This is a genomic window from Arthrobacter sp. 2MCAF15 (assembly GCF_052115605.1).
In the GTDB taxonomy this organism is placed as follows: Bacteria; Actinomycetota; Actinomycetes; order Actinomycetales; family Micrococcaceae; genus Arthrobacter.
On record NZ_JBFRGZ010000002.1, the window covers coordinates 164,794 to 187,803 of the forward strand.

The window sequence follows — 23,010 nt, forward strand, 5'->3', positions numbered from 1 at the left end:
TCGATCCTTCCCGTTCCCGGCGCCGGGCTCTACTGGGGAACACCCTGAATGGTCCCTGAGTGTCCCCCGGCCGGGCCCCGAAACTCGTCCGGGGAACCCCGATCCATGCTTGGATTGATGCATGAGTACCCCGCCCGCCCGCCCGCCGCTGGTCCGCAGCAGCGACCGCGTGATTGCCGGCGTCTGCGCGGGCCTCGCCAACCACCTGGGCTGGCCGGTGCGCATGGTCAGGATCGGCATGGTGGTGGCTGCCCTCGCAGGCGGCGCGGGGGTGGCCTTTTACGCCTGGCTCTGGATCATGGTCCCCACGGCGGACGAAAGCGCCCGGCGCAACGCCCGCCGCCCGGCGTCGCCGATCGCCCCGGCGGTAAGCCTCCCGGACGTCCCCGGAGCCACGGGCACCGCGCCGGCTCCCGGCACGCCCGGAACCCCGGGCGGGTCGGGATCCCGCGGCACGCGCGGCACGGCACCGCAGGGTTCCTGGTGGTCCAAGGTGCCCGGCATGCCGTTCGGCAAGGAGATCCTTCTGGGCGCCGGCTTGTTGCTGGCGGCCGGGATCCTGATCGCCCGGCTCCTCGGTGTTGACGTCCCGCTGGGCACCCTGATTCCCGTGGCGGCGATCCTGGGCGGTGCCGCGATCGCCTGGATGCAACTGGACGAGACGCGCCGGGCCGGGCTCGTGGACAAGACCAAGGCGGACCAGGCCGGCGGCTGGGCGCGGCTTGCGGCCGGGCTGGCCCTCGTGGTGGCCGGCGTGCTGGTCATGGTGTCCGGCTCGGGGTCCTGGGAACAGACCTGGCTTGCCCTGCTGGCCTCGGTGGCGGTGCTCGGCGGCGTGGCCCTGGTGCTGTTGCCCTGGGGGCTGAAGTTCTGGCGTGACCTGGAGACCGAACGCGCGGGACGGGTGCGCGCCACCGAGCGCGCCGAGATCGCAGCCCACCTCCACGATTCCGTGCTGCAGACGCTCGCCCTGATTCAGCGCCGTGCCGGCAACGAGCACGACGTCATCCGGCTTGCCCGCGCACAGGAGCGCGAACTGCGGGGCTGGCTGTACCGGGATGCCGGCAAGGAGTCCGGCCAGCTGTCTGAGGGCATCATGGCTGCCGCCGCAGAGGTCGAAGACTCATTGGGGCACGCGGTTGAAGTGGTCAGCGTCGGGGACTGCGCCATGACCCAACGCCATGAGGCCCTCGTCCAGGCGGCCCGCGAAGCCATGCTCAACGCCGCCCGGCACGGAGGCGGAGCCGTGTCCGTGTATCTGGAAGTTACCGACGCCGCCGCAGAGGTTTTCATCAAGGACCGGGGCCAGGGCTTCGACCCGGAGTCGGTTCCGCCGGACAGGCTCGGTGTCCGGGAATCGATCATCGGGCGGATGAACCGCCACGGAGGCACCGCCGCCATCATCAGCAGCCCGGACGGCACCGAGGTGCGGCTGCGGCTGCCCGCCGTCGCCACGCTCGCATCTGGCGGAACCGCGGCGGCTGCCGCCAACAACGTCAACGGAGAGGCCAAGCAGTGACCAGCCCAGCACCAGGAACCCCGGCGCACGACAACCAGTCATCAGGAAATACGGCCCACGTTCGGGTGGTGATCGTCGACGACCACGCCATCTTCCGTTCCGGGCTGAAAGCGGACCTGGACCCGGACATCGTCGTCGCGGGGGAGGCCGGAACCGTGGAAGAGGCGATCGCCGTCATCGCAACGCAGCGACCCGACGTCGTGCTGCTGGACGTCCATCTCCCGGGCGGCCGGGGTGGCGGCGGGCGCGAAGTCCTGGCCGGCTCGGCGCCGCTGCTGGGCACCACCCGGTTCCTGGCGCTGAGCGTCTCCGACGCGGCGGAGGATGTGGTCTCCGTGATCCGGGCGGGTGCGCGCGGCTATGTCACCAAGACAATCTCCGGCGCGGAAATCAGCGGCGCCGTTCGCCGCGTGGCCGGCGGCGACGCCGTCTTCTCGCCCCGGCTGGCGGGCTTCGTCCTTGACGCGTTCGGCACGGCCCCGGCGGACATCGCCGATGACGAACTGGACAAGCTCTCGGCGCGCGAACTCGAGGTGATGCGCCTCATCGCCCGCGGCTACAGCTACAAGGAAGTGGCCAAGGAATTGTTCATCTCGATCAAGACCGTTGAAACCCACGTCTCGGCCGTGCTGCGCAAGCTCCAGCTCTCCAGCCGCCACGAGCTGACCCGCTGGGCCGCCGAGCGCCGCCTGCTTTAACCCAGCGATGCGCTATCACTTGGGGTCCTCTTGACGGGGGCAAAGCAACCACAAGTGATGGCGCATCGGGGGTTTGGGGCGGGCTACTTCGCCTTGCCGAGGAAGTCCTGCAGGCGGGCGACGCCCGTGGCCAGGTCCTCGTCGCCGAGGGCATAGGACAGGCGCAGGTACCCGGACGGGCCGAACGCCTCGCCGGGAACCACAGCGACCTCCACCTCATCCAGGATGAGCGTCGCGAGTTCGGCGGAGGTGGCCGGCCGCACCGGACCGTTCGCGGACGGGAACTCTTTGCCCAGCAGCGCGCGGACGTCCGCGTAGACGTAGAACGCGCCCTTCGGCGTCGGGCAGTCAACGCCGTCAATCGCGTTCAGGCCGGCGACGATCGCCTTGCGGCGGCGGTCAAAGGCCACCTTCATCTCGTCGACGGCGGTCAGCGGCCCGGACACGGCGGCGAGGGCGGCCATTTGGGGAATGTTGGAGACGTTAGACGTCGCGTGGGACTGCAGGTTGGTGGCGGCCTTGATGACGTCCGCCGGTCCGATCATCCAGCCCACCCGCCAGCCGGTCATGGCATAGGTCTTGGCGACACCGTTGAGGATGACCACTTTGTCGCCCAGTTCCGGTGCTGCGGTGGCGATCGAGGTGAAGGGCACGCCGTCGTAGGTCAGGTGCTCATAGATCTCGTCGGTGACCACCCACAGGCCCTTGGACGCCGCCCACTGGCCGATCTCCTTGACCTGCTCCGGGGAGTACACGGCGCCCGTGGGGTTGGAGGGGGAGACGAACAGGAGGATCTTGGTGCGCTCCGTGAGCGCGGCTTCCAGCTGCTCCACCGTGACCAGGTAGCCCTGCTCCGGGCCCGCGAAGACCTCCACGGGTACCCCGCCGCCCAGCCGGATGGCCTCGGGGTACGTGGTCCAGAAGGGGGTGGGAACAATGACCTCGTCGCCCGGATCCAGGAGCGTCGCGAAGGTGTTGTAGACGGCCTGCTTTCCGCCGTTGGTCACCAGCACCTGCGCTGCCGTGGCCTTGTAGCCGGAATCGCGGAAGGTCTTGTCCGCGATGGCCTGCTTCAGCTCGGGAAGGCCGCCGGCGGGGGAGTATCGGTGGTACTTCGGCTGGCTGGCGGCCTCGATGGCTGCCTGCACGATGTAGTCCGGAGTTGGGAAATCGGGTTCCCCGGCGCCAAAGCCAATGACCGGCCGGCCGGCTGCCTTCAGCGCCTTCGCCTTGGCATCGACGGCCAGAGTGGCGGATTCGGCTATGGCGGAAATGCGCCGGGAAATGCGGGCAGAAGACATGGGCGGGTCCGTTCTTCGCTTGCAGCTGGAAGGCTGAATATGGGAATCGACGAAATCTACTCTATGCTGTTCACCGGATCCTCCGGGGTGCCTGAACGCAATTGTGACTGACCGCTGTCAGCCCGTTTGCGCAGGTCCGCAGGGGTCCGGAAGAGGGCCGGTTCGACGTAGGCGCAGTTGTTGCGTAGACTGGTTCTCCGGTGTTGAAAACACGATGATGGCCTGCGCCTCAGGGAAGCCTGGGGAAACGCGTCGGCCGGAACGGATTTTCGCCCCGAAGGGTAGTGGCGCAATTGGTAGCGCAGCGGTCTCCAAAACCGCAGGTTGCAGGTTCGAGTCCTGTCTGCCCTGCGCATGCTGTTCCGGGAATTCCGGAACCAGCGCAGCAACCATGGTTCAGTTCAGAGCCGGGTATCCGATCATTGCGAGGATGAGTGAGGACCAGGTGACCGAAACAGCTGCCAGCAGCTCCAAAGGCCGCCCCGCCAAGAATGCCGTCAAGCCCGGCTTCTTCGCTCGCATCGCGATCTTCATTCGCCAGGTCATTGGCGAACTGAAGAAGGTCGTCGCACCGACCCGTAAAGAACTGATCAACTACACGCTCGTGGTGCTGGTGTTCGTCACCATCATGATGGTGATCGTCACCCTGCTCGACTTGGCCTTTGGGACCGCGGTCGGCTGGGTCTTCGGCGGCAGCGGCCCCACGGACCGCTAAGGGGACCGGTCCGCAGACTGCGTGGATGCCCCGGGAAACCGGAGGTTCCGCGGAGTGTGCGGAATTGAGTCATTTAAATAGGCATGTTAGGCAATTGAGGAAGCAGGAGACCAAGTGTCTGAGCAGGAGCTCGAGGTAACTGAGACTGAGCTGGATAAGCGCCAGGACGCCGCGGTGGAAGCCACGGAAGAGTCCGAGGCTGCGTCTGCTGCGCCCGAATCCGACGTCGCTGACGAGGCCGTAGTCGCGGAAGAAGCTGCCGAAGCCGGCGACGCTGAAGATACCGACGTTGAAGACGCCGAAGAATCCGACGAAGATACCGACGCGCTGGCAGCCGCGGCCGCCAAGGCCGAGGTCGACCCTGCCGAGGAATTCAAGGGCAAGCTGCGCCGCCAGGAGGGTGACTGGTACGTCATCCACTCCTACGCAGGCTACGAGAACCGCGTCAAGGCCAACCTTGAGACCCGCATCCAGACCCTGGACATGGAAGATTACATCTTCGAAATCCAGGTTCCGATGGAGGAAGTCGTTGAGATCAAGAACGCTCAGCGCAAGGTCATCAACCGCGTCCGCATCCCCGGTTACGTCCTGGTCCGCATGGACCTGACGGACGCCTCCTGGGGCGCCGTCCGCCACACCCCCGGCGTCACCGGCTTCGTGGGCAACGCCCACAACCCGGTCCCGCTGCGCCTCGATGAGGTCTTCTCCATGCTCGCCCCGGTCTTCGAAGAAGAGCAGGCCGAGAAGGGCAAGCCCGTCAAGCACGCCGCCGCCCAGGTCGACGTCGACTTCGAGGTTGGCGAGTCGGTCATCGTCAAGGAAGGCCCGTTCGAGACCCTCCCCGCCACGATCTCCGAGATCAAGATCGATTCCCAGACCCTCGTGGTGCTGGTGTCCATCTTCGAGCGCGAGACTCCGGTCACCCTGGCGTTCAACCAGGTCAGCAAGATCTAGCTGTTCCCACAGAATTCGCCCCGGACTGCCCGCTTAGCAGTCACGGAGCGGCCGGCCGCCTTGCCATGGCGGCCACCAACCTGAGGCACGCTCCTGTGCCCCAGGACGTATTTGAGAGAAGGACCTACATTGGCTCCCAAGAAGAAGGTCACCGGCCTCATCAAGCTGCAGATCCAGGCAGGTGCCGCTAACCCGGCCCCGCCGATCGGTCCTGCGCTTGGCCAGCACGGTGTCAACATCATGGAATTCTGCAAGGCGTACAACGCTGCGACGGAAGCCCAGCGCGGCAACGTTATCCCCGTGGAAATCACGGTCTACGAAGACCGTTCATTCACGTTCATCACCAAGACCCCGCCGGCTGCAGAGCTCATCAAGAAGGCTGCTGGCGTCGCCAAGGGTTCGGCTACCCCGCACACCGTCAAGGTTGCCAAGCTGACCCAGGCCCAGGTCAACGAGATCGCCACCACCAAGATGGAAGACCTCAACGCCACGAGCCTCGAAGGCGCAGCGAAGATCATCGCCGGCACCGCCCGTTCCATGGGTATCACCGTCGAGGGTTAATTCCCTTCCGCTGATGGGCCGGGTTCGGGCAACCGATCACGACGCCGTCAGCACCGCCGGCCAGCCGGCACCACCTAAACATTGAAAAGCGGAATTCCGGAACAGATAATCCAGCCGGAATACCGCCTGTGGCAGGGCCCAGCGCGGTCCGCAGACCACAACTGCACAAGGAGAAATAAGCAGCATGGCAAAGCGCAGCAAAGCATATGAGGCAGCCGCCGCCAAGATCGACGCGGAGAAGTTCTACGCGCCGTTCGAGGCAGTGACGCTCGCCAAGGACACCAACCCGTCCAAGTTCGACGCCACCGTTGAGGTCGCTTTCCGCCTGGGCGTTGACCCTCGCAAGGCCGACCAGATGGTCCGCGGCACCGTCAACCTGCCGCACGGCACCGGTAAGGTCGCCCGCGTCCTCGTCTTCGCAACGGGCGACAAGGCTGAGGCTGCAATCGCAGCCGGCGCCGACTTCGTTGGCTCCGATGACCTGATCGAAAAGATCGCCGCCGGCTGGACCGACTTCGACGCCGCCGTCGCCACCCCTGACCTCATGGGCAAGGTTGGCCGCCTCGGTAAGGTCCTGGGTCCGCGTAACCTGATGCCGAACCCGAAGACCGGCACCGTGACCGCTGACGTCGCGAAGGCTGTCAACGACATCAAGGGCGGCAAGATCGACTTCCGCGTCGACAAGCACTCGAACCTGCACTTCATCATCGGCAAGGTTTCCTTCGACGCCATCAAGCTGGCCGAGAACTACGCGGCAGCACTGGAAGAGGTCCTTCGCCTCAAGCCGTCCGCTTCCAAGGGCCGCTACATCCAGAAGGCCACCGTCGCCACCACGTTTGGCCCGGGCATCTCGGTTGACCCCAACGTCACCAAGGTCCTGACCGAGGTCTAGTCCTCACCGGATCCACGGCGCCACCAGCCCCACGGCGCCTCCAGTTCCAAGCGAAAGGCCGTCCTGCACCAGCGGGGCGGCCTTTCGCCGTTTCGGCGCCCGGGAACCCCGCCGTCCCGGACGCATCAGCCGTCCCGGAGCCCTTGGAGTGGCCGGACTTGCCGGTTAGGCTGTCCCGGTGACTACGCCGTCGTACCTCATCGAGCCCCTTTCCCTGCCCGCAAGCCTTGACGGCGCTGGCGTTGGTGCCGACGCAGCGGACTTCCTGGAATTCATGGCACTCTCCGATGAGCTCGTCCTGCAGACGTGGGGCAACCTTGACCGGGCCACGTCCCCGGCAGCGCGTCTTCAGTACTGGCGGGACAGTCCCTACACCCGGGTGCGGCTCTTTTTCGTCCGGGTCGACGGACGCATGGTGGCCAGCTCCTGGGTCCGCTTCGAATTGCAGGACAATCTCAGCAGCGCGCTTCTGCACCTGAGTGTCCTGGATGCCTTTACCGGCCGGGGGATCGGCCGGGCACTGCTGGAGCACGCCGAAGCGGTGGCCGCAGCCGACGGACGGACCATACTGCAGACCTTCACGGAGCACCCGGCCGATTTCGACGTCGACGGCCCAAACGTCATCAGGCCCGCCACGGGCACCGGGGCGCTTCCCGCCGCCGCGCCCGGCGTCCGGTTCGCCGGACACGCCGGCTACCGCCTCGAGCAGGTGGAACGGTTCAGCTCCCTCGACCTCCAGCCCACCGCGGACCCCAACACCGCGGACCTCAACACCGAGGACCTTGACGTTCTGGAACGGGACGCCCTGGCCCACGCGGGGGACTACGAGCTCCTGCACTGGAGGGATGCCTGCCCCGAGGAACACGCCGCCGGGCTCGCGGTGCTGATGTCGCGTATGAGCACCGACGCGCCCAGCGGCGCGCTGAGCTACGAGCCGGAGACCTGGGACGTCGCCCGGGTCCGCCACGTCGAGGACGTCTGGCGGCGGGCCGGCCAGTCCTCCCTGGTGGCGGCGGCACGGCACCGGGCMACCGGGGAGCTGGCCGCCTACACGGTCCTCCAAACTGAACCGGACAAGCCCTGGCTGGCCAGCCAGGACGACACCCTGGTCGCGGCGAACCACCGCGGCCACCGGCTCGGCACGCTCATCAAGATCCTCAACCTGCGCCAATTGCGGGAACAATTCCCTGCGGTGCGGCGTGTGCTGACCTACAACGCCGCGGAAAACGATCACATGCTCAGCATCAACATCGCACTGGGCTTCAAGGCGGCCGGTTACGACGGCGAGTGGCAGCGGACCGCGGCCCCCGCGGGCGCAGCTGGTCGCGGCGGCCGGAACTGACCTCCCGCGGCGGCGGGGAAGCCACTGGAGCGAAACCGTCCGCGTCACCAATGGACCCGCGTCACCAATGGACCAGCGTCACTAATGGACCCGCGTCACCAATGGAAGAGTGGCCCAAACCGGCATATGCTGGCGGTTGAAGGCCCGGTGTGAGCCGGGCCGGACCGATGGTGGATGGCACAACGGCTGGGAAGATGCCCTCTATGGCAAACGAAGTACGGATTGAGCAGCTGTGGATCCCCGATTCCCTTGACGCGCCCGATGCCGCGGACTTTCTGGCCGCCGTCGAGGTGGGAAGAAGAGTCCGGATGCAGACCTGGGGCACCGACGACCTCGCCTATGCGCCGCAGGAGAAGCTCCTCGAGATGGCGGACCCCTACGAACGCCAGGTGATCCTTGTCGCCAAGATCGACGGCGTGATTGTCGGGACGGCGGACATCGCGCTGCCGCTCGTGGACAACCTCGACCTCGCCGAATTCACGCTGGACATCCTGCCGGAATTCCGGCGCCAGGGCGTGGGGCGGCAGCTGCTGGAGGCCGCGGAGCACCTGGCCCGGGACGAGGGCCGCCACACCATCCTGATCGACACGAATCACCCGGGATCCACCCTGAGGGACCCGGAAGCCGAGCAGCTCGTGCCCGGCAGCGGCGTCGGATTTGTCCCGCTGGGAAGCCGCGACGTCGAATTTGCCCGTCACACCGGCTACACCCTGCAGCACATCGAACAGTTCAGTTCCTGCGCACTTCCGCTGGACAGCAAACTCGTCGCCGAGCTCGAGGCCGAGGCCGAGGAAGCCAATGGCGGCCGCTACCGCCTGCACCACTGGACCGACCGGTGTCCTGACCAGTGGCTCGAGGCTGTCGCCGCCCTGGAGAACCAGGCAGGCGAGGACGAAGTGCCCGGCCCGGACGCCCAGGAGATGGTGTTCGACGGCGGAATCCTCCGGGAGGCGGAAGAGGTCACCATCGCCCAGGGCCGCCGGACGGTGGTCACCGCCGTCGAGCACATCGCCAGTGGAACGCTCGTAGGCCTGACCACCATCAGCGTCCTGGCGCTGCGCCCGGATGTCGTCTTCCAGGATGACACCGTGGTGCTGCAGGAACACCGCGGCAACAAGCTCGGTCTGCTGATCAAGGTTGCCAACATGGAACGGCTCAGCGAACAGTTCCCGGATGCCCGTGTCCTGTACACGTGGAACGCCCCGGAGAACCGCTACCTCCTGAAGGTCAACCAGCAGCTCGGATTCACGACGGCGGGCGTCACGGGCCTCTGGCAGAAAGAACTCCCCGACTTCGGCCCGAGCGTCAGCTGAGGGACGGCGGACTCATCCGGCCGGGCCTGTCCGGCCCTGTCCGGCGGGCTCCTGCCCGCCCGATTTGGAACCCGCGCCCGGTGTCCCGTAAGCTGGGATGACCAAAGACCGTCGGTTGTTGGAAATCCACTCTCCCAAGCAAGACTCAATTCTGCAGTCGCGCCGGGAGAGCGCAGTGGATTTCCGGACGAAGGACCCTGAACATAGGGCGGCCGGCGCAGGTGAACGAAGCAAAGCTCCGTGGTCATGGACCGCGTCGAGACAAGCCCCGTGCATCTGCGCGGGGCGTTTTTTAGTTTTAGCTCTCTTGAGCGGGGACCCGGACATACCGGCACTATCCCCGGAAGGAGGGTTATGGCAACGCCTAGCAAGGTTTCAGCAGTAGCTGAGATCACTAACGATTTCAAGGAATCGAACGCCGCTGTCCTGACCGAATACCGTGGGCTCACCGTTGCACAGCTCAAGCAGCTGCGTGTTTCTCTCGGCCAGGAAACCAAGTTCTCGGTCGTCAAGAACACCCTGACCGCCATTGCAGCCAAGGAAGCTGGTGTCGAAGCATTCGACGGTCAGCTTGCCGGCCCCACTGCAATCGCGTTCATCAAGGGTGACGCAGTTGCCGCTGCCAAGAGCCTGACGGATTTTGCCAAGGCCAACAAGCAGCTGGTCATCAAGACCGGTTACTTCGAGGGCAAGGCTCTGAACGCCACCGAAGTTGCTGCCCTGGCAGCACTCGAGTCCCGTGAGCTGCAGCTCGCAAAGGTTGCAGGCATCCTCAAGGCTCCTGCTGCCGCCGCTGCACGCATCATTGACGCACTGCGCCTCAAGCTTGAAGAAGAGAACGGTGCCCCGGCAGCAGCCGAAGCACCCGCCGCTGAAGAAGCTCCCGCAGCAGATGCAGCAGCCGAGGCCGAAGCACCGGCCGAAGCCGCAGCCCCCGAAGAGAACTAGTCCTCTTCTCCATAAGACTCCGGTGCGACAGCGAGCCTCAGGCCCGCCGGGCACCACTATAGGAAGGACGCCACACCATGGCGAAGCTCACCAACGAAGAGCTCATTGAAGCTTTCAAGGAACTGACCATCATCGAGCTCTCCGAGTTCGTCAAGCTCTTCGAAGAGACCTTCGAAGTTACCGCTGCTGCTGTTGCCGTTGCCGGCCCCGCCGGTGGCGCTGCCGCCGAGGAAGCCGAAGAGAAGACCGACTTCGACGTCATCCTCGAAGCTGCTGGCGACAAGAAGATCGCAGTGATCAAGGAAGTTCGCGCCATCACCTCCCTGGGCCTCAAGGAAGCCAAGGACCTGGTTGACAGCGCACCCAAGGCTGTTCTCGAAGGCGCCACCAAGGAAGCTGCCGAGAAGGCAAAGGCTCAGCTCGAAGAAGCTGGCGCCCGCGTTACCCTCAAGTAACTCCTGCCGTCCGGATCCATCGCGATCCGCACTGCTCGAAGGAAACCCCGTCCACTCAGGTGGGCGGGGTTTCCTGCATTCCCGGCCCCGGCATACACATCCCGGGTGCGGGTGAACGGCGCCCAAGGATTTGGCAAAGTTTTTCTGATACCCCTGTCGCACTTGATGGCGCGACCCTAGACTTTGGATTTGTGCCCACCGGCCCCCAACGTTCAGGAGTTCACCCACAATGACGGACCCAAACACTTCCCCCTCCCGCCGCGCCATGCTCACGGCGGCCCTCGTGGGCGGAGGCGCAGCCGCCGCCGCGCTGGCCGGCAGCCCGGCAGCACAGGCGGCCGGCGATCAACCAGGAGGGGGCCAGCCCGGCAGCAAGAAGCAGTTCACGCTGACGGTCCTCGGCACCACGGACCTGCACAACAACGTCTTCAACTGGGACTACTTCAAGAACACCGCCTATGCCGATGCCGCCGGCAACAGGATCGGGATCGCGCAGGCCGCCACGCTGATCAATGCCATGCGGGCCGAGCGCGGCGCGGCCAACACGCTGACCATCGACGCCGGGGATACCATCCAGGGCACGCCCCTGGCCTACTACTTCGCCAAGATCAAGCCCATCTCGGCAACGGTGAAACACCCCATGGCGCTGGCCATGAACGCGATCGGCTACGACGCCGTGGGGCTGGGCAACCACGAGTTCAACTACGGCATTCCGCTGTTGCGGACCTGGGAGAAGCAACTGGACTTCCCGCTCCTGGGCGCGAACGTCCATGACGCCGTCTCGGGCAGGCGAGCCTTCACGCCCTACGTCCTGAAGCGGATCAAGACGGACAGCGGCTGGCTGACGGTCGGCCTGGTCGGCTTCGTGACGCCCGGCTGCGCACTCTGGGACCGCGACAACGTCCAGGGCAAGCTGGACTTCAACGGCATTGTCGAGGAGGCCAGGACCGTCATCCCGCAGGTGAAGGCCGCCGGGGCCGACGTCGTGATCGTCACGAGCCATTCCGGGGCGACGCCCGGATCCTCCTACGGCGACGCCCTGCCCTTCCCCGAGAACGCGTCCACCCAGCTCGCCGAGGAAGTCCCCGGCATCGACGCCATGTCGGGCACGCCCACCTGGAGATCCCGGAGCGCTTCGTCACCAACAAGGCCACAGGCAAGCAGGTGCTCCTGACCGAGCCGCTCAAGTGGGGCATGCGCGTATCGGTCATGGACCTCGGACTCGCCAAGGAAAAGGGGAAGTGGAGCGTCACCTCAGCGCATTCGCTCCTTTTGGACGCCAAAACCGTCGACGCCGATCCCGCCGTCGTCCGGGCCGTGCAGGCCGGGCACGAGGCCACCGTCAGCTACGTCAACGAGGTCATCGGGACCTCCACCGCCCCGCTCAGCACGGCCACCGCCTGCTGGGAGGATTCCGCCGCGATCGACGCCATCAATTACGTCCAGGCCAGCACCATCAAGGCCGAGCTCGCCAACGGTCCCGCGGCCGGGCTGCCCGTCCTGTCCATTGCGGCGGCCTTCTCCCGGGCAGTGGATGTCAAGGCCGGACCGCTGACCATCCGCGATGTCGCCGGACTGTATATCTTCGACAACACGCTGCTGTCCATCAAGGTCACCGGGGCGCAGGTCAAGGCCTACCTCGAGTGGTCCGCGCAGTACTTCAAACCGGTGACCTCCACCACGGCCAGGGCCCAGGACGTCACGAACGCCGTCACGGCCGCGGCCCCGAACGGCACCCCGGACTACAACTACGACGTCGTCTACGGACTGGACGCGCCGCTGGACTATGAGATCGACCTCGCCCGGCCGGCGGGGGACCGGATTGCCAACCTCAGCTACGGCGGCCAGGCGCTGCGGCCCGAGCAGGAATTCGCCCTGGCCATCAACAATTACCGGCAGAGCGGCGGTGGCAATTTCCCGGCCGTCAAGAGCGCACCGGTGCTCTCGAACAGCCAGCGCGAGATCCGGCAGCGCATCATCGACTACGTCGTGGACCGCGGCACCCTGGACGTCGCCACCTTCAGCCAGGCCAACTGGCGGCTCACCGTCAACGGGGCGCCGCTGACCGTCACGGCCTAGCACCCCCGCCACCCCAGCACGCCCACCAAGCAACGCGGGGTCACCTGCGTCCCATCCTGACCGCCGGATGGGCTGTAGGTGACCCCGCGTTGCTTTAAGAGGTGCTGGTTTTAACCCGCGCGGGCTAGTTGGGTTCGGTGATGTCCGCGACGACGGCGCCCAGGGCCGCCGTCAGGGCGTCGGCGTCCACGAAGGCGCTGTAGCCGTGTTCCCCGGCACCCATGGAGATCCGCCGGCCCGTGATGGTCCGGTCGGCGTAGACCGGCCAGGGGCGGATGCTGCCCAGCGGCGTAATCGTGCCGCGCTCGTACCCCGTGGCCTCGAACGCGGTTTCCGCCGCCGGGAGCGAGAGTTTGTTGACGCCCAGCAGCGCCCGCAGCTTGGGCCACGAGATCTGGCGGTCGCCCGGGACCAGGGCGAACAGGAAGCTCCCGTCCTTGTGCTTGACCACCAGGGACTTCACGATATCCGCGGGTTGGATTCCCAGGATTCCGGCCGCCTCCTCAAGGCTCCTGGCGGCGAGGCGTTCCACGATCTCGACGTCCAGGCCGCGGGCCGCGGCGTCGGCCAGGAACCGCTCGCGGCCACCGCTGGTTGTCCGTTGTTCCACCATCCGCGTCAAGCCTTTCCTGCTCCTGGTCGTTGCCGGTTCTCTTGGGTCTGCGGGTGGCGGTTCAGTTGCGGTACAGCAGCAGGGCCTCGCCCTGTCCGCCGCCGCCGCACAGGGACACGGCCGCCTTGCCGGTGCCGCGGCGTTTGAGTTCGTGGGCCGCGTGCAGGGCCAGTCGGGCGCCGGAGGCCCCGATCGGGTGGCCCAGGGCGATTGCACCGCCGTGGATGTTGCACTGCTCCAGCGGATAGTCGAGGTCCTTCAGGGACTGGACCGCCACGGAGCCGAAGGCCTCGTTGATTTCGATGAAGTCGAGGTCGGCGACGGACCAGCCGGCCTTGTCCAGGGCGTTCTTGATGGCGTTGGACGGCTGGGAATGCAGCGAGTTGTCCGGACCGGCGACCTGGCCAGGCTTGCCGACGACGGCGAGGTAGTCCAGGCCGTTGTCCTCGGCGAACTTCCGGCTGGTCAGCACCAGGGCGGCGGCGCCGTCGGACAGGGGAGAGGAGTTGCCGGCTGTGATGGTTCCGTCCGTGACGAACGCGGCGCGCAGCCCGGCCAGCGATTCGACGCTGGTGTCCGGCCGGATGCCCTCGTCGGAGGTGACGGTGATCGGGTCGCCCTTGCGCTGCTTGACGCTCATCGCGGCGATCTCGCCGTCGAAGAACCCGTCCTTGGCGGCCCGCGCCGCGCGCTGGTGCGACTGGGCGGCCACCCGGTCCTGGGAAGCCCGGTCGATGCCGAGGGTCAGGTTCTTGCTCTCGGTGGAAAGCCCCATGGACTGGCCGTCGAAGGCATCGGTCAGGCCGTCGTGCGCGGCCACGTCGAGGGCCTGGACGGTGCCGTACGCCCAGCCCTGCCGGGACCCGGGCAGCACGTGCGGTGCGCGGGTCATGGATTCCTGGCCGCCGGCGACCACCACCGTGGCGTCGCCGCTGCGGATCATCCGGGCGGCGTCGATCACCGCGGTGAGGCCGGAGAGGCAGACCTTGTTGATGGTCACGGTGGGGACGTTCCAGCCGATGCCGGCGCCGATCGCGCTCTGGCGTGCCGGGTTCTGGCCGGCCCCGGCCTGCAGGACCTGGCCCATGATGACGCTGTCCACCTGGTCGGCTTTGACGCCGCTGGCGGCAAGGGCCGCCCGGATGGCGTGGCTGCCGAGTTCGACGGCGGTGAAGCTGGCCAGCTGCCCGTTCAGGCGTCCCTGGGGGGTGCGGGCGGCGGAGAGGATGACAACATCGTTGTTGTCTGCAGGATTGCTCATGGTTTTTTCTTCCGATCTACGTCGACTTATGTCTACGTTATCGTGAGCCCCGTCACCTATCCATTCGGCCCGGTCCGGGCCCTCGCCGCCGCCGACTGGCGAGACTCCGGCGGCGCTGCAACAAGACTCAACAGAACCCCCAGCAGATCCCTGCCGGATCCCCGCCGGAACTTTGTGCTTGCAATCCCGGCGGAAGTGGGGTAGACAAGTAGGTTGCTTTGCCGTATCGTAGATATTTGCGTCTTCCCTGTTTACCTTCAGCCTTCATATAGCGGTGGGCTTAGCCTGACAGCTGTTCTATCAATGTGCCGTCAATAACGTGCACCAGCATGGAACAGCGTGGGTCCCGGGTCATATAGCGGAACCGGACTGGTAGCGCTGCGGAGTCATTCTGCAGAGTGCATAACGGGGGAGATCTGACAACGCCTGAAGRTCTGTGGAAGGATCCCTCTTGGTCGCCTCGAGCACCTCTAATGTAAACAACGCTACCGCTATCAATGCCGACAGCACCGACGGTGCAACCCGCCGGCTCTCATTCGCAAAGATTCACGAACCCCTTGATGTTCCGAATCTGCTCGCCCTGCAAACCGACAGCTTTGACTGGCTGGTCGGAAACGAACGCTGGCAGGCGCGCGTTGCGAAGGCCGTCGAAGAAGGCGACCTCAGCGTCGCCACCTCCTCGGGTCTGTCCGACATCTTCGAAGAGATCTCCCCGATCGAGGACTTCCAGGGCACCATGTCCCTGAGTTTCTCCGAGCCGGAGTTCGCTGACCCCAAATACACCATGGCTGAGTGCAAGGACCGGGACGCAACGTACTCGGCTCCGCTGTACGTCAAGGCCGAGTTCATGAACAACAACACGGGCGAAATCAAGCAGCAGACCGTGTTCATGGGTGACTTCCCGCTGATGACCGAGAAGGGCACCTTCGTCGTCAACGGCACCGAGCGTGTCGTCGTCTCCCAGCTGGTCCGGTCCCCGGGCGCCTACTTTGAGCGCACCGCCGACAAGACCAGTGACAAGGACATCTTCACCGCGAAGATCATCCCGTCCCGTGGCGCCTGGTTCGAACTCGAAATCGACAAGCGCGACCAGGTCGGCGTCCGTCTTGACCGCAAGCGCAAGCAGTCCGTCACCGTGCTGCTGAAGGCCCTCGGCTGGACCGAAGGCCAGATCCTCGAGGAATTCGGCCAGTACGACTCCATGCGCGCGACGCTGGAGAAGGACGCCACGGAGACCCGCGAAGACGCGTTGCTGGACATCTACCGGAAGCTGCGACCGGGCGAGCCGCCCACGGTTGAGGCTGCCCAGTCCCTGCTGGACAACCTGTACTTCAACTCCAAGCGCTACGATCTGGCCAAGGTTGGCCGTTACAAGATCAACCGCAAGCTTGGCATCGACCGCTCCCTTGGCGACAAGGAAGCTTCGGTCCTGCACGTTGAAGACATCGTGGCCATGATCAAGTTCCTGGTTGCGCTGCACGCCGGCGAGAAGACCCTCACGGGCAAGCGCGACGGCCAGGACCACGAGCTCCGCGTCGAGATCGATGACATCGACCACTTCGGCAACCGCCGCATCCGCGCCGTCGGCGAACTCATCGAGAACCAGGTCCGCACCGGCCTGTCCCGCATGGAGCGCGTCGTCCGCGAACGCATGACGACCCAGGACGTCGAGGCCATCACGCCGCAGACCCTGATCAACATCCGTCCCGTCGTGGCAGCCATCAAGGAGTTCTTCGGAACTTCCCAGCTGTCCCAGTTCATGGACCAGAACAACCCGCTCTCGGGTCTGACCCACAAGCGCCGCCTGTCCGCGCTTGGCCCGGGTGGTCTGTCCCGTGACCGTGCCGGCATGGAAGTTCGTGACGTGCACCCGTCCCACTACGGACGTATGTGCCCCATCGAAACTCCTGAAGGCCCGAACATTGGTCTGATCGGTTCGCTGGCATCTTACGGACGCATCAACCCGTTCGGTTTTATCGAGACCCCGTACCGCCTTGTTGCCGAGGGTGTCGTCTCCGATGAGGTCAAGTACCTCACGGCCGACGACGAGGCCGAGGTCCTGATCGCACAGGCCAACGCCCCGCTCGACGAGAACAAGCGTTTCGCGGAAGAGACCGTCCTGGTCCGTGCCCGCGGTGGTGGAGGCGAGCCCGTGCTGGTTCCCGCCGCCGACGTCGAGTTCATGGACGTTTCCCCGCGCCAGATGGTGTCCGTGGCTACCGCCCTGATCCCGTTCCTCGAGCATGACGATGCCAACCGTGCACTCATGGGTGCCAACATGCAGCGCCAGGCCGTGCCGCTGGTCCGTTCCGAGGCGCCGTTCGTCGGTACCGGCATGGAACGCGCCGCAGCCGTCGACGCCGGTGACGTCACCATCGCCAAGAAGGCCGGTGTGGTTACCGAGGTCTCCGCTGAGCTCGTCATCATGCTCAACGACGACGGTACGGAAACCAACTACCGCATCAACAAGTTCGCGCGCTCCAACCAGGGCAACTGCTACAACAACCGTGTCCTGGTGAACGAAGGCCAGCGCCTGGAGGTCGGCGGCATCATCGCTGACGGCCCGGCAACGGACCAGGGCGAGCTCGCCCTCGGTAAGAACCTGCTCGTGGCATTCATGTCATGGGAAGGCCACAACTTCGAGGATGCCATCATCCTGTCCCAGCGCATTGTGGCCGAGGACGTCCTGTCCTCCATCCACATCGAGGAGCACGAGATCGATGCCCGCGACACCAAGCTTGGTGCCGAGGAAATCACCCGTGACATCCCCAACGTGTCTGAGGAAGTCCTGGCAGGCCTGGACGAGCGCGGCATCATCCACATCGGTGCCGAGGTTGAAGCCGGCGACATCCTGGTCGGTAAGGTCACCCCCAAGGGCGAGACCGAGCTGACCCCGGAAGAGCGCCTGCTGCGCGCCATCTTCGGTGAGAAGTCCCGCGAAGTGCGCGACACCTCCCTGAAGGTGCCGCACGGCGAGTCCGGCACCGTGATCGGTGTCCGCGTCTTCGACCGCGACAACGACGACGAGCTGCCCCCGGGCGTGAACCAGCTGGTGCGCGTCTACGTGGCTGCCAAGCGCAAGATCACCGACGGCGACAAGCTCGCCGGCCGCCACGGCAACAAGGGTGTTATCTCCAAGATCCTTCCGATCGAGGACATGCCCTTCCTTGCCGACGGTACCCCCGTTGATATCGTCCTGAACCCGCTGGGTGTTCCGGGCCGTATGAACGTCGGCCAGGTGCTCGAAACGCACCTCGGCTGGGTCGCCAAGACCGGCTGGAAGATCGAGGGCGAGCCCGAGTGGGTCAAGCAGCTGCCGAACCTGCCGCGCGAGAGTGGCCAGACCACTGTGGCGACGCCGGTCTTCGACGGTGCGCGTGAAGAGGAAATCACGGGCCTGCTCGATTCCACCAACGTCACCCGCGACGGCGACCGCCTGATCAACTCCTCCGGCAAGACCCGTCTGTTCGACGGCCGCTCCGGCGAGCCGTTCCCGGATCCGATCTCGGTCGGCTACATGTACATCCTGAAGCTCCATCACCTGGTGGACGACAAGATCCACGCCCGCTCCACCGGCCCGTACTCCATGATCACGCAGCAGCCGCTGGGTGGTAAGGCACAGTTCGGTGGTCAGCGCTTCGGTGAAATGGAAGTGTGGGCGCTCGAGGCTTACGGCGCCGCCTACACGCTCCAGGAGCTCCTCACGATCAAGTCGGATGATATCCACGGTCGTGTGAAGGTCTACGAAGCCATCGTCAAGGGCGAGAACATCCCCGAGCCGGGCGTTCCTGAGTCCTTCAAGGTCTTGATCAAGGAAATGCAGTCGCTGTGCCTGAACGTGGAAGTGCTTTCCACGGACGGAACCACAATTGAAATGCGTGACTCTGATGACGCAGTCTTCACGGCTGCGGAAGAACTGGGCATCGATCTGTCTCGTGCAGAGCCCAGTTCCGTAGAAGAGGTCTAGCAGAGCGCCCGGAGAATAGCAGCCGGCCCCGCCGCGCTGACTTTTCTCCGGGCCTCTCGGCCTCTTCCCGTAACCCAAGACTTCAGAATTTAGAGAACAAGAGAGAACAGGGACCATATGTCCAGCGAATCCTCCTTCGGCCTCATGCAGATCGGCCTCGCCACCGCGGAAGACATCCGTGGCTGGTCGTACGGCGAGGTTAAGAAGCCGGAAACCATCAACTACCGCACGCTCAAGCCCGAGAAGGACGGCCTCTTCTGCGAGAAGATCTTCGGACCGTCCCGCGACTGGGAATGCTACTGCGGTAAGTACAAGCGCGTGCGCTTCAAGGGCATCATCTGCGAGCGGTGTGGCGTTGAGGTCACCCGCGCCAAGGTCCGCCGTGAGCGCATGGGCCACATCGAGCTGGCCGCCCCGGTCACGCACATCTGGTACTTCAAGGGTGTTCCGTCCCGCCTGGGCTACCTCCTTGACCTGGCACCGAAGGACCTCGAAAAGGTCATCTACTTCGCCGCCTACATGATCACGAGCGTCGACGCCGACAGCCGCCACGAAGAACTGCCCAACCTCCAGGTTGAGCACGACATCGAGAAGAAGCAGCTGATCGACAACCGCGACTCGGACATCGCCACGATCGCCCGCGACCTCGAGAACGAGCTTGCCCGTCTCGAAGGCGAAGGCGCCAAGGCTGCCGACAAGAAGAAGGCCCGCGACTCCGCTGACCGCCAGATGGCGAACGTCCGCAAGCGCGCCGACGCCGAAATCGAGCGCCTCGAGCAGGTCTGGGACCGCTTCAAGAACCTTAAGGTCGCTGACCTCGAAGGTGACGAAGGCCTGTACCGCGAACTGCGCGACCGCTACGGCATGTACTTCGAAGGCTCCATGGGTGCCGAGGCCATCAAGAAGCGTCTTGAGAACTTCGACATGCAGGCTGAGTCCGACATGCTGCGCGACGTCATCGCCAACGGCAAGGGCCAGCGCAAGACGCGTGCCCTGAAGCGGCTCAAGGTGGTCAACGCGTTCCTGACCACCAACAACAGCCCGCTTGGCATGGTTCTGGACGCCGTCCCGGTGATCCCGCCGGAACTGCGCCCGATGGTCCAGCTGGACGGTGGCCGCTTCGCGACCTCCGACCTCAACGACCTCTACCGCCGCGTGATCAACCGCAACAACCGCCTCAAGCGCCTGCTTGACCTCGGTGCTCCGGAGATCATCGTCAACAACGAGAAGCGCATGCTTCAGGAAGCTGTTGACAGCCTCTTCGACAACGGCCGCCGCGGCCGTCCGGTCACCGGACCGGGCAACCGCCCGCTGAAGTCCCTGAGCGACATGCTCAAGGGCAAGCAGGGTCGTTTCCGCCAGAACCTCCTCGGCAAGCGCGTCGACTACTCCGGCCGTTCGGTCATCGTCGTCGGCCCGCAGCTGAAGCTGCACCAGTGTGGTCTGCCCAAGCAGATGGCCCTGGAGCTCTTCAAGCCGTTCGTGATGAAGCGCCTGGTTGACCTCAACCACGCACAGAACATCAAGTCGGCCAAGCGCATGGTGGAGCGTTACCGTCCGCAGGTCTGGGACGTCCTCGAAGAGATCATCACCGAGCACCCTGTGTTGCTGAACCGTGCACCTACCCTGCACCGCCTCGGCATCCAGGCGTTCGAGCCGCAGCTTGTTGAAGGCAAGGCAATCCAGCTGCACCCGCTGGTTTGTGGCGCCTTCAACGCCGACTTCGACGGCGACCAGATGGCAGTGCACCTGCCGCTGAGCCCCGAAGCCCAGGCCGAGGCCCGCATCCTGATGCTGTCCTCGAACAACATCCTGAAGCCGTCCGACGGCCGCCCGGTGACCCTGCCTTCGCAGGATATGATCATCGGTCTCTACCACCTGACCACCAAGCGTGTCGGTTCAGCTGGCGAAGGCCGGATCTTCTCCTCCGTCGCGGAAGCCATCATGGCCTACGACCTTCACGAGCTGCACCTGAACTCCAAGGTCAAGATCCGCCTCGAGGGCTTCGTGCCCTACGCCGGCTGGGAAGCCCCGGAGGGCTGGGAGCCCGGTCAGACCACATTGGTCGAGACCTCCCTCGGCCAGGTCATCTTCAACCAGACGCTGCCCGCGGACTACCCGTGGGTTGAGAACGTTGCCGACAAGGGCGAGCTGTCCACGATCGTCAACGACCTCGCCGAGCGCTACCCGAAGGTCGTCACGGCGGCAACGCTGGACAACCTGAAGGATGCCGGTTTCTACTGGGCCACCCGCTCGGGCGTCACGGTTGCCATCTCCGACATCGAGGTGCCCACGGACAAGCCGCGGATCCTCGCCGGTTACGAGACCATGGCCGCCAAGATCCAGGGCCAGTACGACAAGGGCCTGATCGACGACGACGAGCGTCGCCAGGAACTGATCGAGATCTGGAACAAGGCAACCAACGAGATCGCCCAGGCGATGCGTGACAGCCTGTCCCCGATGAACACCATCAACCGCATGGTGTCCTCCGGCGCACGTGGTAACTGGATGCAGGTCCGTCAGATCGCGGGTATCCGTGGCCTGGTGGCCAACCCGAAGGGTGAAATTATCCCGCGTCCGATCAAGTCCTCCTACCGCGAGGGCCTGTCGGTGCTGGAATACTTCATCGCCACGCACGGTGCCCGTAAGGGTCTGGCTGACACCGCCCTGCGTACCGCCAACTCGGGTTACCTGACCCGTCGTCTGGTGGACGTCTCGCAGGACGTCATTGTCCGCGAAGAGGACTGCGGTACCGAGCGCGGCCTGATGACCGCGATCGCCGTGGCCGACGCCAACGGCGTCCTCGTCCTGGACGAGAACGTCGAGAACAGCGCCTACGCCCGCACCCTGGCCGTGGACGTCGTTGACTCCTCGGGCAAGGTCCTGGCAGCGGCCGGCACTGACTGCGGCGACGTCGTCATTGCCGAGCTGTTCGCAGCCGGCATCACCGAGGTCAAGGTCCGCTCCGTACTCACCTGTGAGTCCAGCGTCGGCACCTGCGCCCTGTGCTACGGCCGTTCGCTGGCCACTGGCAAGACCGTCGACATCGGTGAGGCCGTGGGCATTATCGCCGCACAGTCCATCGGTGAGCCGGGTACCCAGCTGACCATGCGTACGTTCCACACCGGTGGTGCAGTTTCGGCCAGCGGCGGCGACGACATCACCCAGGGTCTGCCCCGTATCCAGGAGCTCTTCGAAGCCCGTACTCCGAAGGGTGTCGCACCGATTGCTGAAGCAGCCGGCCGCATCACCATCGAAGAGTCCGAGCGCCAGATGCGCCTGGTCATCACCCCGGATGACGGATCTGAAGAGATCGCCTACCCGGTGCTGCGCCGTTCACGTCTCCTCATCGAAGACGGCGATCACGTCAGCGTTGGCCAGAAGCTCATCAACGGCCCGGTCGACCCCAAGCAGGTGCTGCGCATCATGGGCCCCCGTGCCGCGCAGAAGTTCCTGGTGGACGAAGTCCAGGGCGTGTACCGCAGCCAGGGCATCGGTATCCACGACAAGCACGTCGAGGTTATCGTCCGCCAGATGCTGCGCCGCGTCACGGTCATCGAGTCCGGCGAATCGGACCTGCTGCCCGGCGAGCTCGCCGAACGCAGCCGCTTCGAAGAGGCCAACCGCCGCGTTGTGTCCGAGGGCAAGACGCCGGCTTCCGGCCGTCCCGAGCTCATGGGCATCACCAAGGCGTCCCTGGCGACCGAGTCCTGGCTGTCCGCAGCTTCCTTCCAGGAGACCACCCGCGTCCTGACGCAGGCGGCCATGGAAGGCAAGAGCGATCCGCTGCTCGGCCTCAAGGAAAACGTCATCATCGGTAAGCTCATCCCGGCCGGCACGGGTCTCCCGCGCTACACCGAGGTCACGGTGGAACCGACTGAAGAAGCGAAGGCCAACCTGTTCACCGGCCCCAGCGCATTCAGCGACTTCTCCTACGACACCCTGGGCGGCGACGGAGCTCCCGAGTTCCACGCCATCCCGCTGGATGACTACGACCTCGGCAGCGACTTCCGCTAGCGGGCAGGGCGGGCCCTTTCGTGTCGCGTTCCGCGCCACGTAGGGACCCGGCCGCCCTGCCCTTGCAGCTCGACGTCGGGCCCCGTCACCACTCTGCTTTCCGGCGGAGCGGGGGCGGGGCCCTTCCTTTTGACCCCGTTCAACGATCGATTGCTGAGCTATGGCCCTTTAGACCCTTCAGAAGGGCCGTACCTCAGCAATGGACGGGAATCCGCGCCGATTAAGGGCTGGGACCCGTCCGTGTTAGACTTGAGACTAATTGTTATTGTGGCAGTGGATGAGTGCGCCGGTCTTAGTTAGACAGCTTGCAGCTGTAGGGCTTGACCAGGACGACGTTTCCGGTTTGCAGGGTTCTTGTGCAACGTATGCCACATT

17 protein-coding genes and 1 tRNA gene are annotated in these 23,010 nt (G+C 65.3%); 15 read left to right on the forward strand and 3 right to left on the reverse strand.

The window, feature by feature from the left end; translation table 11 throughout:
- Positions 1–121: 121 nt before the first annotated feature.
- Together AB4089_RS02920 and AB4089_RS02925 are read left to right on the forward strand one after the other, a co-directional pair.
- The gene (locus AB4089_RS02920) at positions 122–1,519 is read left to right on the forward strand and encodes an ATP-binding protein (RefSeq protein ID WP_441407823.1); all 1,398 of its coding nucleotides are present in this window, start codon (positions 122–124) and stop codon (positions 1,517–1,519) included.
- A gap of 65 nt (positions 1,520–1,584) precedes the next feature.
- A complete protein-coding gene (locus AB4089_RS02925; RefSeq protein ID WP_390203688.1) occupies positions 1,585–2,217 on the forward strand; it encodes a LuxR C-terminal-related transcriptional regulator in 633 nt (210 codons plus the stop codon).
- 83 nt (positions 2,218–2,300) lie between these two features.
- Here AB4089_RS02925 and AB4089_RS02930 read toward each other — a convergent pair whose 3' ends face one another.
- Entirely contained in the window at positions 2,301–3,518 is a 1,218-nt protein-coding gene (locus AB4089_RS02930; protein ID WP_441407824.1) for a pyridoxal phosphate-dependent aminotransferase, read from the reverse strand.
- Between the two features lie 278 nt (positions 3,519–3,796).
- On the opposite strand from AB4089_RS02930, the gene AB4089_RS02935 reads away from it, so the two are divergent.
- The 11 genes from AB4089_RS02935 (at position 3,797) to AB4089_RS02985 (ending at position 12,777) form a co-directional block, all read left to right on the forward strand.
- Positions 3,797–3,869 (forward strand) — tRNA-Trp (locus tag AB4089_RS02935).
- 79 nt (positions 3,870–3,948) lie between these two features.
- On the forward strand, positions 3,949–4,233 hold the full coding sequence (secE, locus tag AB4089_RS02940; RefSeq protein WP_441407825.1) for a preprotein translocase subunit SecE: 285 nt from the start codon (positions 3,949–3,951) through the stop codon (positions 4,231–4,233).
- Positions 4,234–4,347: 114 nt separating this feature from the next.
- The gene (gene nusG / locus AB4089_RS02945; RefSeq protein ID WP_441407826.1) at positions 4,348–5,187 is read left to right on the forward strand and encodes a transcription termination/antitermination protein NusG; all 840 of its coding nucleotides are present in this window, start codon (positions 4,348–4,350) and stop codon (positions 5,185–5,187) included.
- Positions 5,188–5,316: 129 nt separating this feature from the next.
- Positions 5,317–5,748 carry a 50S ribosomal protein L11 gene (gene rplK, locus AB4089_RS02950; protein WP_018773647.1) on the forward strand — a complete coding sequence of 144 codons (432 nt, stop codon included), beginning with the start codon at positions 5,317–5,319 and terminating at the stop codon, positions 5,746–5,748.
- Between the two features lie 184 nt (positions 5,749–5,932).
- Positions 5,933–6,640 carry a 50S ribosomal protein L1 gene (gene rplA / locus AB4089_RS02955; RefSeq protein ID WP_091251962.1) on the forward strand — a complete coding sequence of 236 codons (708 nt, stop codon included), beginning with the start codon at positions 5,933–5,935 and terminating at the stop codon, positions 6,638–6,640.
- Between the two features lie 178 nt (positions 6,641–6,818).
- Entirely contained in the window at positions 6,819–7,982 is a 1,164-nt protein-coding gene (locus tag AB4089_RS02960) for a GNAT family N-acetyltransferase (protein WP_441407827.1), read from the forward strand.
- 203 nt (positions 7,983–8,185) lie between these two features.
- On the forward strand, positions 8,186–9,295 hold the full coding sequence (locus AB4089_RS02965) for a GNAT family N-acetyltransferase (RefSeq protein ID WP_441407828.1): 1,110 nt from the start codon (positions 8,186–8,188) through the stop codon (positions 9,293–9,295).
- A gap of 354 nt (positions 9,296–9,649) precedes the next feature.
- A complete protein-coding gene (gene rplJ, locus AB4089_RS02970; protein ID WP_441407829.1) occupies positions 9,650–10,243 on the forward strand; it encodes a 50S ribosomal protein L10 in 594 nt (197 codons plus the stop codon).
- A 77-nt stretch (positions 10,244–10,320) separates the two neighbouring features.
- The gene (rplL, locus tag AB4089_RS02975; RefSeq protein WP_441407830.1) at positions 10,321–10,698 is read left to right on the forward strand and encodes a 50S ribosomal protein L7/L12; all 378 of its coding nucleotides are present in this window, start codon (positions 10,321–10,323) and stop codon (positions 10,696–10,698) included.
- 229 nt (positions 10,699–10,927) lie between these two features.
- Entirely contained in the window at positions 10,928–11,872 is a 945-nt protein-coding gene (locus AB4089_RS02980; RefSeq protein WP_441407831.1) for a metallophosphoesterase, read from the forward strand.
- A complete protein-coding gene (locus tag AB4089_RS02985) occupies positions 11,863–12,777 on the forward strand; it encodes a 5'-nucleotidase C-terminal domain-containing protein (RefSeq protein WP_441407832.1) in 915 nt (304 codons plus the stop codon). The genes AB4089_RS02980 and AB4089_RS02985 overlap by 10 nt, the downstream gene beginning before the upstream one ends.
- Before the next feature lie 124 nt (positions 12,778–12,901).
- Here the strand turns inward: AB4089_RS02985 and AB4089_RS02990 are convergent, their stop codons facing one another.
- Together AB4089_RS02990 and AB4089_RS02995 are read right to left on the reverse strand one after the other, a co-directional pair.
- A complete protein-coding gene (locus AB4089_RS02990; protein WP_441407833.1) occupies positions 12,902–13,390 on the reverse strand; it encodes an aminoacyl-tRNA deacylase in 489 nt (162 codons plus the stop codon).
- Between the two features lie 61 nt (positions 13,391–13,451).
- Positions 13,452–14,651, reverse strand: coding sequence for an acetyl-CoA C-acetyltransferase (locus AB4089_RS02995; RefSeq protein WP_441407834.1), 1,200 nt, complete (start codon positions 14,649–14,651; stop codon positions 13,452–13,454).
- Positions 14,652–15,102: 451 nt separating this feature from the next.
- Here AB4089_RS02995 and rpoB point away from each other — a divergent pair, with 451 nt between their 5' ends.
- Positions 15,103–18,618: a DNA-directed RNA polymerase subunit beta gene (rpoB, locus tag AB4089_RS03000; protein WP_090575285.1), complete on the forward strand. Its 3,516-nt coding sequence runs from the start codon at positions 15,103–15,105 to the stop codon at positions 18,616–18,618.
- 117 nt (positions 18,619–18,735) lie between these two features.
- Complete coding sequence (locus AB4089_RS03005; RefSeq protein WP_441407835.1) at positions 18,736–22,635, forward strand: DNA-directed RNA polymerase subunit beta'; 3,900 nt, start codon at positions 18,736–18,738, stop codon at positions 22,633–22,635.
- Positions 22,636–23,010 lie beyond the last annotated feature (375 nt).